Source organism: Helicobacter baculiformis, from assembly GCF_900197685.1.
GTDB lineage: Bacteria > Campylobacterota > Campylobacteria > Campylobacterales > Helicobacteraceae > Helicobacter > Helicobacter baculiformis.
In genome coordinates this window covers 27,070-39,563 of sequence record NZ_FZMF01000044.1, presented here as the reverse complement: position 1 = coordinate 39,563, position 12,494 = coordinate 27,070, and the positions used below count along the sequence as shown (strand labels likewise).

General features: G+C 41.8%; 16 protein-coding genes, 2 tRNA genes and 1 pseudogene. 10 read left to right on the top strand and 9 right to left on the bottom strand.

What is annotated here, in order from left to right; translation table 11 throughout:
• From C6G87_RS06875 to C6G87_RS06865, 3 genes and pseudogenes are all read right to left on the bottom strand, one after another.
• Nucleotides 1-240 (bottom strand): annotated as a pseudogene (locus tag C6G87_RS06875) (hypothetical protein); the annotation flags it as partial.
• 192 nt (nt 241-432) lie between these two features.
• Nucleotides 433-573: an LPD3 domain-containing protein gene (locus C6G87_RS08880; RefSeq protein WP_233709055.1), complete on the bottom strand. Its 141-nt coding sequence runs from the start codon at nt 571-573 to the stop codon at nt 433-435.
• Between the two features lie 232 nt (nt 574-805).
• Entirely contained in the window at nt 806-1,780 is a 975-nt protein-coding gene (locus C6G87_RS06865; RefSeq protein WP_104752775.1) for an alginate lyase family protein, read from the bottom strand.
• A gap of 205 nt (nt 1,781-1,985) precedes the next feature.
• Between C6G87_RS06865 and C6G87_RS06860 the strand changes: the two genes are divergently transcribed.
• From C6G87_RS06860 to C6G87_RS06830, 7 genes are all read left to right on the top strand, one after another.
• A tRNA-Ile gene (locus C6G87_RS06860) sits at nt 1,986-2,062 on the top strand.
• A gap of 24 nt (nt 2,063-2,086) precedes the next feature.
• Nucleotides 2,087-2,162 (top strand) — tRNA-Ala (locus tag C6G87_RS06855).
• 430 nt (nt 2,163-2,592) lie between these two features.
• A complete protein-coding gene (locus C6G87_RS06850) occupies nt 2,593-3,081 on the top strand; it encodes a hypothetical protein (protein ID WP_104752774.1) in 489 nt (162 codons plus the stop codon).
• A gap of 49 nt (nt 3,082-3,130) precedes the next feature.
• Entirely contained in the window at nt 3,131-3,559 is a 429-nt protein-coding gene (gene rplM, locus C6G87_RS06845; protein ID WP_104752773.1) for a 50S ribosomal protein L13, read from the top strand.
• Nucleotides 3,560-3,949: a 30S ribosomal protein S9 gene (gene rpsI, locus C6G87_RS06840; RefSeq protein WP_104752772.1), complete on the top strand. Its 390-nt coding sequence runs from the start codon at nt 3,560-3,562 to the stop codon at nt 3,947-3,949.
• 45 nt (nt 3,950-3,994) lie between these two features.
• Complete coding sequence (locus C6G87_RS06835) at nt 3,995-5,365, top strand: MATE family efflux transporter (RefSeq protein ID WP_104752771.1); 1,371 nt, start codon at nt 3,995-3,997, stop codon at nt 5,363-5,365.
• A 30-nt stretch (nt 5,366-5,395) separates the two neighbouring features.
• Complete coding sequence (locus C6G87_RS06830) at nt 5,396-6,241, top strand: J domain-containing protein (RefSeq protein WP_104752770.1); 846 nt, start codon at nt 5,396-5,398, stop codon at nt 6,239-6,241.
• A gap of 3 nt (nt 6,242-6,244) precedes the next feature.
• Here the strand turns inward: C6G87_RS06830 and C6G87_RS06825 are convergent, their stop codons facing one another.
• Complete coding sequence (locus C6G87_RS06825) at nt 6,245-6,463, bottom strand: YdcH family protein (protein ID WP_104752769.1); 219 nt, start codon at nt 6,461-6,463, stop codon at nt 6,245-6,247.
• Between the two features lie 72 nt (nt 6,464-6,535).
• Between C6G87_RS06825 and C6G87_RS06820 the strand changes: the two genes are divergently transcribed.
• The 3 genes from C6G87_RS06820 to modB are packed head-to-tail and all read left to right on the top strand — an operon-like array spanning nt 6,536 to nt 9,194.
• Nucleotides 6,536-7,747, top strand: a complete 1,212-nt coding sequence (locus C6G87_RS06820; protein WP_104752768.1) for a hypothetical protein — start codon at nt 6,536-6,538, stop codon at nt 7,745-7,747.
• 44 nt (nt 7,748-7,791) lie between these two features.
• Nucleotides 7,792-8,523: a molybdate ABC transporter substrate-binding protein gene (gene modA / locus C6G87_RS06815; protein WP_199767662.1), complete on the top strand. Its 732-nt coding sequence runs from the start codon at nt 7,792-7,794 to the stop codon at nt 8,521-8,523.
• Complete coding sequence (modB, locus tag C6G87_RS06810) at nt 8,523-9,194, top strand: molybdate ABC transporter permease subunit (RefSeq protein WP_104752766.1); 672 nt, start codon at nt 8,523-8,525, stop codon at nt 9,192-9,194. The genes modA and modB overlap by 1 nt, the downstream gene beginning before the upstream one ends.
• 49 nt (nt 9,195-9,243) lie before the next feature.
• Here modB and C6G87_RS06805 read toward each other — a convergent pair whose 3' ends face one another.
• The 5 genes from C6G87_RS06805 to fliW are packed head-to-tail and all read right to left on the bottom strand — an operon-like array spanning nt 9,244 to nt 12,482.
• A complete protein-coding gene (locus C6G87_RS06805) occupies nt 9,244-9,804 on the bottom strand; it encodes a thiamine phosphate synthase (protein ID WP_158653123.1) in 561 nt (186 codons plus the stop codon).
• A complete protein-coding gene (locus tag C6G87_RS06800) occupies nt 9,801-10,028 on the bottom strand; it encodes a hypothetical protein (protein WP_104752764.1) in 228 nt (75 codons plus the stop codon). The genes C6G87_RS06805 and C6G87_RS06800 overlap by 4 nt, the downstream gene beginning before the upstream one ends.
• Before the next feature lie 3 nt (nt 10,029-10,031).
• Complete coding sequence (locus tag C6G87_RS06795) at nt 10,032-10,712, bottom strand: F0F1 ATP synthase subunit A (RefSeq protein ID WP_104752780.1); 681 nt, start codon at nt 10,710-10,712, stop codon at nt 10,032-10,034.
• Between the two features lie 22 nt (nt 10,713-10,734).
• Nucleotides 10,735-12,090, bottom strand: a complete 1,356-nt coding sequence (locus C6G87_RS09110) for a pyrroline-5-carboxylate reductase dimerization domain-containing protein (RefSeq protein WP_104752763.1) — start codon at nt 12,088-12,090, stop codon at nt 10,735-10,737.
• The gene (gene fliW / locus C6G87_RS06785) at nt 12,081-12,482 is read right to left on the bottom strand and encodes a flagellar assembly protein FliW (protein ID WP_104752762.1); all 402 of its coding nucleotides are present in this window, start codon (nt 12,480-12,482) and stop codon (nt 12,081-12,083) included. The genes C6G87_RS09110 and fliW overlap by 10 nt, the downstream gene beginning before the upstream one ends.
• Nucleotides 12,483-12,494 lie beyond the last annotated feature (12 nt).

The following is a 12,494-nucleotide window of genomic DNA, read 5'->3' as shown; positions in this document are numbered from 1 at the left end:
AAGTGTCTCTTGTGATAGTTCGGGGCTACCCTCTTCTAAGACTTCATCGCTCAGCTTAGGCACAAGTCCACCCCCACCGCCTCCATCATCAGGGGGGATACTTCCCTCAATCTCCCTAATCAGCGCGCGGGTGGCGTTGTCAAACTCCACACGCTGCCCTAGGGTTTTAAGGTTTTTAGTGAAGTCTGTTAGGGTGTAGCTTTTATTGAGCGCGTGGTGTCTTAAGTTAAGATTAAACATTGTTGTTATAGGGTTTTTCCACGGGCTTTACAAGAGTCGTGGAAAGCGCATATCTTCCAAAGTGTTTGTGAGTTTAGCTCGCCCCTACTGGGTTGTAAGGTGTGCTACAATCCTCAAGGTAGGGGGCTTAGCTCTTCTAATTCTAAACTATAGATTCTATGCCCTTGATCTGTTGCCTCTCTCACCGTGAACTTAGCTTGCGCTTTTTTTGTTATTGATACTAATCTCTGTAAAATATCTGTGTATTGCTTCCACCCCAGAACGCCCTTTATAATCCTGGTGTGTTTCCCCCAATCTCGCATTCTCAAAAAGAGCCTTAATATCCGCTCCCACTCTAAAATGTTCTTCTTTGGTAAAGCCATTTTCTAGACTCTTGTTTAAAGTCTTATCACTAGAGATTTTTTAACTCCATTGGTTGAAATCCTAGCAATTATCCCCGTTTCTTTGTTCATAATATCCTTATTTAAAATAGGGACTAGACTCTGTCTTAGTTTCACTCTTTTGTGAATCGATCAAAAACACCTTCACCCTATGGATGAGTGATTTACCAGTGTCTTTTCAGATCTCATTCTCTCAGCTTGAGCCTAAAGCCATCTTCATGCAAATTCCCTTGTGCCAAAAGCCTATCAGCGCTAGGACTTGAGTAGTGTTTAGCCAAAATGATAAAGTAGGCATTGTTATGTACGCCTGCTAAACGAGGTTGAAAATACGGGAAAGTTTGGGGCTTCAAAATCCAGCCTGCGATTTTATCATAAGCCACACCTAACCTAGTGCCTGCTGGACTGTGCCATAAGTCATGCCCGTTTTCAAACAATAGTTCAGCTGTTATAGTGAGTGCAAGTAAAGCAAAATTACTATAAGCAATGCCCTTAATGCCCTTAGTAGGACCGCCATGGTAATTGCTAGTATCGCTTCTAGTGATTGCGTTCTTTATCACTCCATCACGATCAATAGATGTTAATATCCACTCTTGCCATCTTTGTGCACTTTTTTGTAAAAGCGCTTCATCATGGAGCACAAGCGCAGAACTCACATCAAACAAAACCCCCCATGCACCATGGTTTGTATCAAGATTAGATTGCGAATAGCGCAACATTCGTCTTACAAAATTCTCATACGCAGGACTGGGCAATTCTTTCTGAATGAACCAGTATGCCATGCTCATGTAAGGCATGTAAAAATTGATATTGTCTTGACTTTGGTGTGTGTCTGCGCTTTGGAGTTCTCTAGCCCATGCGCGCAAGATTTCCCTAGCTCTCGAGCCGTATTGTCGGTCTTTGCTCACCAAAAAACCCAGTGCAAGATCATAGGATAGGAGTGCAGATTTTTTAAAACTTTTTGTGCATGGGTCAGGCTCTCTAGTGCCTGTTGGGGTGTAGTGGGCTTGGGCATTTAAATGGACACAGGGCTGTGGTGCTTGAGAAAGTTTTGAAGAGAGATGGAGCTTTTGAGGTAAATTTATGGCTTTAAAATCCTTAAAAAAGTAACCCTGCTGTGCATGCGTGCATCCAAGTAACAGCAAGCAAAGAAGTTGTTTCACGCAACACTCCTAAACTTAAATATTAAGTGCACTCAAGTGTACTAAAAAGTTATTACCACATCGGCATATTCCATCTTTTTAAGACTCTCTTTAAAAACATGGACATAGTTCCTCTAAAAGCAAACTTTTAGAAATAGTGAGATATAATCGAAACTTTTATGGGCATTTGTTGTCTTCTTCCAAAAGAAGGTTTACTTGTGTTCATGGGCTTATAGCTCAGGTGGTTAGAGCGCACCCCTGATAAGGGTGAGGTCAGAGGTTCAAGTCCTCTTAAGCCCACCATCTCATTTTCATCTTCTTTTTTTTGGGGGATTAGCTCAGTTGGAAGAGCGCCTGCTTTGCACGCAGGAGGTCAGCGGTTCGAGCCCGCTATCCTCCACCAAAAGAGTTCATGTTTACGCGTATATCGGGTAGTGGATGTGGGTTTGTTACGTAGTAATGCCGCCGTAAAGGCTGTGATGCGTGTCAAATATGCAGTTGGTGGAGAAGACAATGTAAACAAATCTCACTTGCTAAAGGAAGTCTTACGGAAATTAAATTCCTGGCTAAATCTAATCTAAAAAAGACTTGTTGCGCACATATTGCTATCCATGCGCCAAAGTTTCTAGTTTCAGCTATGAGTCCAATGTGATATATTTGTGCTATAAACACGAAAAGGTACAATGTGCGGAGTTGGAGTATCAATTCTTGGGGTAGAAGCGTCCTCTAGTGTGGTGCAAAGAAAGTTCACAAAAAGGATGACTTAGACATTTTAAGCGGTTCAATGGTCTTTTGGGTTTACGTAGAAATTCCCTGACATGGCGGAGGAGACGATGCACAACTCACTAAGGATTTCTAGATTTAAACGGTGTCTCATCAAATGGCAGACTAGATTGCTGGATAAACAGCTCAATATCCATATTCTTATCTTTAGTGTCTTAATTTTCTCAAACCAAGCGGACTTGGATGCACAACTAGAGAAACTTAGGGCATACTTAAATGAAAGAATGCCTGCTAGAGTTGCACTCAAAGTATTTGAGAGAATCATGATTTATATCGCAGATTATAGCTTGGACGAGGTTTTATATCTTAAAGATCGCATGCGTGTTTTCGAATTTTTAGTGCAAAATATACAGCTTTATCGTCTTGTGCTCGATATGTGGAACGAGCCCCGCTACCAAGATCAAAGCGATATTTTAAAAATAGCCGTCCAAAATGCCTATGACAAGCGTTACCATTTAGATGCCCAAAGTCAGCACGCCCTAGCTTACCAAATGCGTCAATGTGCTTCTTTAAGCACGCTTAAATTTAGAAATTATTAAGTTTTAAAAGTTAGAATAGGGGTTTTGATATTCCATAAGGATGCGTTGTATGCAACTCACTAAATCCATTAAGAACTCAGAGTTTAAACGCGATTGGGTCGTGTTAGATGCCAAGGATCAGGTTTTCGGACGTCTCATCACTCAAATTGCTATTCTACTCAGAGGAAAGCACCGCCCTTACTACACCCCCAACGTGGATTGTGGGGATTTTGTCGTGGTCATTAATGCGGGCAAGATTAAATTTTCAGGCATGAAACTAGAAGATAAGCAGTATTTCACACATTCAGGCTATTTTGGTAGCACAAAAAGCAAAACCTTAAGAGAAATGGCGGAGAAACATCCTGAAAAACTATTTTTTCTAGCTGTGCGGGGCATGTTACCTAAGACAAAGCTAGGACGCGCCATGATCAAAAAGCTAAAGGTCTATAAAGATGAGAAACATCCCCATACAGCCCAAGTTGCTAACAAGGATAGCTAGATGAGTAAGATTTACGCCACAGGGAAACGCAAAAGCGCCATTGCTAAGGTTTGGCTGAGCCATGGAAATGGAACATTAGATGTAAATGGCATGGATCTCAACGCATGGTTGGGGGGGCATGAAGCGATTAAGATGAAAGTAATGCAACCTCTAGTTTTGACTAAGCAAGAGAGCTCAGTCAGTATTAAGGCTGTGGTCTTTGGAGGTGGTTACAGTGCACAGGCAGAGGCATTGAGGCATGGTATCTCTAAAGCGCTCAATCTCTATGATAGTGCCTTTAGGGCAATCTTAAAACCCAAGGGTTTGCTTACACGCGATTCTAGGGTTGTGGAGCGAAAGAAATACGGCAAGCGTAAAGCACGTCGCAGTCCGCAGTTCTCCAAGCGTTAGTTTTTTGCTTTATGAGGGGGCTTGCAAGTCTCTTAGGAGGCTACTATGGCAGTTAATCTAACCAAAGACTCTATACCAAGGCTATTTTTTTATTATTTCATTCCTCTTGCCTTTTCTATGATTTCTCTCTCTACCTATTCCATGATTGATGGCATGTTTGTGGGCAATAAATTAGGCAAGGATGCTATTGCTGCAATTGGGGTATGCTGGCCTATTTTCCCAACTTTGATTGCTTTTGAATTGCTTTTTGGTTTTGGGGCAGCTTCTATAGCTTCTTATTTTTTAGGTAGAAATCAACCTGAGCGCGCTAGATTGGTTTTTAGCTCTGTATTTTACTTTGTCGCCGTTAGCATCACACTATTAAGCTGGATTCTAGTGCCTTTCACAGATAGTTTGGCTGAGATGTTAGGTAGCAGTGAAGCCATTTTACCCATGGTTTCTATCTATATCAAGGTTATCTTGATGGGCGCTATCTTTATGGTTCTACACCCTCTTGCGGATGTCTTTGTGGTCAATGATAAACGCCCTAGACTCGCCATGCTTGCCATGCTTATTGGATCGCTTACTAATGTGGTTTTTAATTATGTCTTGCTTTTTGTGATGGAAATTGGTATTCATGGAAGTGCTATTGCCACGGTTTTAGGGCATGCTGTGGGGTTTTTTGTACTCATGTCGCATTTCCTTTTAAAGAGAGGGCAACTCTACTTTGTGCGTCGTTTTAATATCGCAAGTGTGATTTCATCTGCCAAAAGTGGACTCCCTCAATGCATTTCAGAATTCAGTGCAGCGGTGGTCATGTTCTTCTTTAACTGGACTATCATGCAGACTGTGGGCGAGAGGGGAGTTTCTATTTATGCGATTGTGATGTATAACGGCATTATTTTTTGGACAACACTTCTTTCTATTGCACAAGGTATCCAACCTATTGCGAGCTTTAGCTACGGAGCAGGGGAGTTAGAGCGTGTCAAGGCGGTTTTTATCTTTGGTATCAAGATAGCGTTCTGTGTAGGGGTGGGTATGTATGTGCTATTTTATTGCTTTGATATTCATCTTATCAAGCTCTATATAGACAAAGATAGACTGGTGAATGACACAGCGTTTCTGTGGGACAGCAAACATGCCATGAATATTTATTACATTGGGCATATCTTTTTGGGACTTAATATGCTGTGTGCTGTCTTCTTTCAATCAATACAGCGTACAAAAACTTCTTTTTTTATTACTATTTGTGAAACTATGCTCTTTATCGTGCCCTTATTACCTGTTTTAGCGCATTTTTATGGTTTGGAAGGTATTTGGATTGCCTTTCCCATTGCGCAATTTTTAGCACTGATTGTAGTGATTTTTGTCATTCAATATGAAGTGAAAAGGGGTACTTTCGATCATGTTGCCACTTTGAAGGATCATTTAGATTAAGTAGCTTACAAGAAAATGTTATAATGCCCTATGCAGATCAAGACAAAAATCCCTAAGAGAAGCATATCCCTCCTCCCTTTAAGTCAAGAAATAGGCTTTTCTGAACAATTTATAGAGGTCTGCTTAGAGCCTCACCTCTACCACAAGACCGCCCTCTATATTAAAAAACATTTCAACGAACATGTTAAGTTTAAGCGTACACTTATCTTGCTTGAACAAGAAAGTCTCAAGAAAACCTATTTGCTCAATCGTCTGTTTTATGCTAAATACGCTCTGCACCCATTTTATAATCAGCATGTCTTTGAAACATTGCTTCAAAAGATTTTAGCCCATGCGCACCTGCCCGTAGTTTTTAGGGAGAGTCTACATACTCATGAACCCTACACGCCTGTACTCGCCCTCGTGCACAAGATCGAAATCCATGCTATTTATTTGCATTCTAGGGTAATTTTTTACTATACGAACTTCTTAGCACGAGAGTTTTTGCATGCTAATTTTGCACCCTATATTTTGCTTGAAACTCCTTTTAAGGATAAAGCTAATAAAAAGGATTTTTTACACGAAACCCATGCCCATCTAGATGCACTCCATGTGCTCATGACACTCAAAAATCCACACTTTAAGCACGCCTGTATTCACTTCATTTACCCCACTCAAACACTCTATCTCACTAGGCAGGAGGAAATTATTCTTAAAGCACTACGCACCCTAGGACTGGGAGTCATGCACTCCAAAGAAGAGATCAAGCGTCGCTACCTAGAACTCGTCAAGCTTTACCATCCTGACACTTATGCTTCCACCCCCTACCCTGAAAGTATTTGCAAACAACGCTTCCTAGAAGTGACGGAAGCTTATAATGTACTAAAGCAACTTTAAGGTTTAAATCGTACCTGCCTTGTATTCTTGAATCATGTGGAAAATCTCATCTTTAAGGTGCAGTTTTTTCTTTTTAAGGGCAGAAACCTTAAGATCATCTGTGTTGTGTGCCTCCAAAGTAGAAATCTCATCATCTAACGCATTGTGCTCCTCGAAAATCTTGTTAAAATGAGGGTTCTTATTTTTTAGTGCCTTGATCTCATCTCGGTACTCATGAAACATCGCTATCCTTTGTGATCTTGATAGAAGCATTATAGTATAATGCTAACCTCGATCGGCTTAAAAGGAGAACCAATGAGAGGGGTTGTGTTGGCATTGTGTATGGCTGTATTATCCTATGCACAGGGTTTTAAGGACTATATGCGCTATGATTTGGGTTTCCATCTCTTTGTCATGGATCATGAGGGCTCAACCACCTATTGGTATAATACGAACACGACTCTAAGTACCCGCTTGACTCCTGAAGTCGGGTTTGCCTTTGATTTAGGTTCTGTAGAACAGAAGATTATGGTCGGGGCGTTCTTATTCCAAAACATCCACACTTACCAAATGAATTTCCCTAGCAAGTGGGGTCCTACGATCTACTATCAAGCACGCGCTAAATCTATCAATTTTTACGGAGGAATTTTTCCTAGAAAATATTTGATTGGGCATTATCCTTTGAATGTCTTTGCGCCGTACTATTGGTTTTCTGATCCTAATGCGCGAGGTTTTTTATTGCAATATAAACCTCCAAGCGACCCCTACAAAGATACGCATGTGGAGGCAGAGTTTCTACTAGATTGGTTTGGCGGGAATTGTTACACCTGTAAATACGGACATAATACGCTGGGTAATGGCATGGATCGCTTTAGCTTTATGGGCGCTAGTGAACTTTCTACTCTCAAGGGGTTTTTGAAATTAGGGGGTAATGCCGAGTATTTCCATGTCGAGGATCAATTTTTACTCAACTGGCCTAATCCCATTAATGGCATTAGACGCGGCTCAATCTATCTATTAGACAGGCTTTACTACCAAGCCTACGCCAAAAGCGATTTGCTCAATGCCGCGCCTTTTATGGAGCAGTTGAATTTTTCAGTGGGCGTGTTGGGAAATTTGGAGCGTTTGCGTCGTGTTGGAATTGATGAGCCCTTCAAGGTTAGTACTGGGCTGTTTGTAGAAAATCACCTACAATTCAAAGGTTTCGGAGTGAGCGATTTGCTCTTTGTGAGTCGGCATGGGGAGGACTTTTTTTACAACAGATACGCCAATGTTAATCTTATCTGCTCTAAAGATTATTGCCCCACACCAATTTATCGAGGTGTGCCTTTTTTTCAAGCCCCGCTCTATAATCGCTTGGACATCTATTATGAATTTAGAAGTTCTTTTGCAAGTATTAAAACCCAATTTGTCTACAATACCATGAGTGATTATAAAACTATCCAAAATTCCTATCAGGTTTATTTCACTATTTCGCTAGATAGTTATGACTTGCTCAATTTCATTTTGCGCAAAATGCACAAATGATATGCCACTTATGTGTTACACTATCCAAAACAAGGAAGTAGATGATAAGACTAATTTTAAAGGTGTTTTGGGTTGTTTTAGGTTTAGGTTCTTTGGGTATGGCGGCTCAGATTCATGTCGCTGGAGCCGCCAATCTAACAAAAGCTTTAGAAGCTATCAAACAAGCCTTTCTTAAAGAGCACCCCAATACTAAGGTGTATCTGAGTTTTGGGTCTTCTGGCAAGTTATATAATCAAATCCATCAGGGAGCGCCCTTTGATCTTTTTGTGAGTGCAGATAAAAAACGTCCCATGCGTCTAGTAGAAGACAAAATTACGTCCCATGCAATCAAGATTTACGCTAAAGGTGTGCTTGTGCTTTGGAGTAAAAGCCGCTTAGTACCCTCTTTGGAAGTTTTAAGGAGCTCTTTTACACACCTTGCAATGGCTAATCCCATGTTAGCACCCTATGGCAGAGCAAGTATGGAGGTGTTGGAAAAACTCAAACTAACGCCAGGACTTAAGCCTAAAATTTTACTAGGCAATTCCATCGCCCAAGCTAATCAATATGTGGCTAGTGGGGGGGCAGAATTAGGCTTTAGCGCGCTCTCTTTAATGGATCGCGCCCATCCCGAGCATTACTACATTGTACCCAAAGAGTACTATAGTCCCATTGAGCAAGCCTTAGTACTCACCAATACAGGTGGGAAAAATTCCCTTGCACGCGCATTTGAACAATTCTTGCTTGGACCAAAGGGCAAGGTGATTTTAAAGAGCTATGGTTATATTGTAGATTAGTGGACCATGCATTTTTAACCACCCTCAAGCTTACCTTTGCTTTAGCTGCCTGCACAACTCTCATCTTGTTGCCCATTGGCTTAAGCTTAGGGGCTTATCTTGCCCATAGGCGGAGTGTGTTAAAAATCCTTCTAGAAACTTTAACTTGGATGCCCCTAGTGTTGCCTCCCACAGTGCTAGGTTTTTATCTTTTGTGGCTTTTTGCCCCCGCGCATCCTTTGGGGGCATTTCTAGAAAAAACCCTACACCTACGCCTCGTCTTTAGTTTTGAGGGACTTGTATTGGGGAGTGTGGTTTTTTCCTTGCCCTTCATGGTCAATCCTATCCAGCATGCCCTAACCAATCTACCCTTTTCTCTTAAAGAAGCCAGCTACACTTTGGGCAAGGGTAAAGTTTTTACTTTCTTTAGGGTACTTTTACCCAATATTAAACCCAGTTTATGGCTAGCAATCACGACAACCTTTACGCATACTATTGGCGAGTTTGGGGTAGTGATGATGTTAGGGGGAGACATTGAAGGAAAAACACGCGTGGCTAGTGTGGCAATTTTTATCGCTTCGGAGGCTAATAATGATATCCTAGCCAACCAATATGCTTTGGTGCTCTCCAGCGTGAGCTTCACCCTACTTTTTGCTTTGCTCTGGTGGCAAAAACGCACACCATCACTCTAGCTGCCCTTACATATCACGGGCTCTGCAAGCCTAAAACACGGAGCATGTGCTAAAGAAAATAACGCATGCCCGCAAAACCTTTAATGCCTTTAGAGTTTAACAAATTACATTGTTGCACATGTACAATCCCTCCTAATGCGAAGGTATGTCTCTTGTATGCGGGATTTAATTGCTCAAGGTAATCCAAGCCCAAAGAGGGAGGTTTATTGGGGGTGGGAAAAATAGGACTTAGAGTTACAAAATGCGCTCCAAGTGCTAAAGCTTCCTGCACTTCCAGGGCGCTATGTGCGCTGTAAAAACTTTGTAGGTTTGGCGGAATATCCTTTAGCTCTAACAACGCATGCGCTTTAGCATGCACACCCACAAAGCCATGCGCTAAGGCTTTGTCTATACTCGTTTGTAAATGAGTTAAGTTGAGATAGCTCATTGTTCCAAATTCTTGACACAAAGAGACAAAGCAAGTTAACAGGGTATCGTTCGCCTGATTAGCCCTCAAGCATGCGCGTGTGGGGCGGTGTGTACGTAAGACTTGGGATAGGGCAATCTTAAAATCCAACGGGGCAAGTACACCAAAGTGAGGGGGTGTAATAAAATAGGACTCTAGATTCAAATGCGCTCGTGGGGGCTGTCTTTGAGTAAAGCAGCCATAGATTTGGCAAGTAAGGCAAAAAAACTAAAGAGAGCAAAGACAAAAAGAGCAGAAAAGCTAGACACCACCAAGCCTAAGCCTAGATCACCAAAAATAAAAAAACATAAAATACCACAAGTTAAGGCGATCCCTACAAAGAGACCGGCAAAAAAATCCAAAAAAGCGATGAGGGTTGTTTTTTTCATGGGCTAGTGATCTTCATCGACAAGCACTGCCCCCGCCAAATAAACATAAGTTAAGATCATAAATACAAAAGCCTGCAAGATACCCATAAAAAAGAGAACCATGAAAGGAGCAATGGGAATCACCCAAGGTACGAGCAACAACATGATAAGCAAGAACATATCATCTCCCTTAATATTACCAAAGAGCCTAAAGGAAAGCGAAATAATTCTAGAGAGATGCGAGACGATTTCTACGGGTAACATAATAGGAATAAGCCATTTAACCGGTCCTAGAAAATGACTAAAGTATTTGATCAGCCCTTGAGTGCGAATCCCCTCAAAATGGTAGTAAAAAAAGACGATGAGAGCCAAGACTAAGGTAAAACTCCAGTTTGCTGTAGGGGCTTCAAATCCGGGAATGATTCCAATCATATTGCAGTAAAACACAAAAAGCGCGATTGTGCCCGCTAAAGGAAAGTATTTGCGCGCTAACTCCTCTCCGATCACATCTTTGGCCACATATAAAATGCCCTCAATGGTGGCTTCATAGACATTTTGCAAGCCAAAGGGCACCATCTGTAATCTGCCAGCGGCAATCTTGCCAATAACCAGTGTTGCGAGCGCACATACGATTGTATAAAAACCGATAATAAAACTATGATCTGTGCTTAACAACCCTGCAAATGTAAAAAGTCTATGTTCCATGTTCTCTTTCTCTCCCAAAAATTTAGTTAAATTTTGTACGCCCTTTTTTGACTGCGGCATGGCATGCCTGCATTAAAGCACCCTTAAAAGCCTTGTCTTCCAACACACTCAAACCTGCAATGGTCGCACCTCCGGGGGTACAGATGCTATCGATGATCGCTTGGGGACTCTGTTCCTCTACTAAGAGTTTGGCAAAACCCTTAAAACTTTGTTTGACCAAACTTGAGGCTTGCTTCACACTCAAACCCTCCCGCACACCCGCACTTATCAAACCTTGAGCTACCATGCTCAAAAAGGCTAAGCTACTGCCATTGGTGGCTAGAGAAGCGTCAATGAGGGATTCGCTTTGCACCTCTACACAGCCCCCAAAGCATTTTAAAATTTCTCGGACATAGGCACTAACTTGGCTCTTAAGATGTGCTTGGTGTTTAGCGACGAGCATTTCACGATCGCGCGCAAAGTTCGATATGTAAACTTCCTTAATCAGTTTAGCAAAGCGTTCGTGATGGTCTTTGACATAAGCTTGAAACTCCTCTAGATTACAGGAAAACCTACCATAAGAGCTAGAATAGAATCCTGGCTTTTGCCCCTGTTCTAGATAGCGTTGTGAGTAATCCAACACTTGTTGTTTAAGCTCATGGTGTGTCGTAGGATACCCTTGCCTAGTTCTTGCAATTTCTCTTACAATTTCACGAACGCATTCATGCATTCTTGCAAGATCCGGATCGGGCTTTATACCTAATAACAAAAAATCATGGGGGAACTCACTGGATAACCATTTATATCGCCATTCCTCCTCGTACTGACAGGAAAGCACTGTAGCATATCTAGGATTGTATGTAGTCTCCACATAATAACTTGTTGCCGAAAGCCCATAGCTGGCTGCAATATTGGGCATGCAACGCACATAGGCATGGCTCTCAATGCATTCTTTAAGCGTATGCACACTCACACCGGCCAAGGCACTTAAAACTAAAAGAGCGCTACCTTGATAGTTAAAACTTTTTAGAGCGTGGGGCTTGATGGTTAAAAGCACAACGGCTTTTTCTACATCCATATTTACCACAAGTCGATACCCAGATTTGGACACGGACGCTGGCACAATCGATCCACGATACCCCTCTATGTTTACATCATAGCTCGGCGTATTTGCACTTACCGGTTCCACCTCTGTATATTGCTTAGCGTACATTTGTGGAGACAAAATTTCTACTTCAAAGGGCAACTTCTTTAAAAAAGAGCGGATTTTCTCTGGATCGCGTCCTGTGATTTGGATTTGGTAATTTTTTAGTTTAGAGACATTTTTGGCAAAGCCTTTTAAAATGGCGCGCGCCATATTGCCATAGCCCACGATGAGCAAGCGCGTTTTCACTGACATTCCCGCTCTTCTTGATAAAAGTGTGCAATTTTCTCAGAAATATGGTAGTGGGGATATTTGGCGCTATCTAGCACCACTTGCGCCATGAGCTGCTGATCGAAATTAAACACCAAGGGGGCTAGAAAATTGATTGTGGATTCTTTAAGGGGAGTTTGGATTACCATAATATTAGCAATGAGAATATTTCGTGCGCCGTCCAAATTAAGCAAAACTTGCAAAGCGATAGGAATATCAAATTCGTAATTACGCAGGGCGAAAGGGTTTACTAAAGTGAACGCGGGGGCAATGTCATCAGCGTTGCGCAGACGCATAAAAATTTCATCAATTTTCTCTAGCTCCATTCTGGAGACTTGCTCAAACCCCAAAATGGGGGATTTGACACTAAATAACATTCCAGCCCTTAG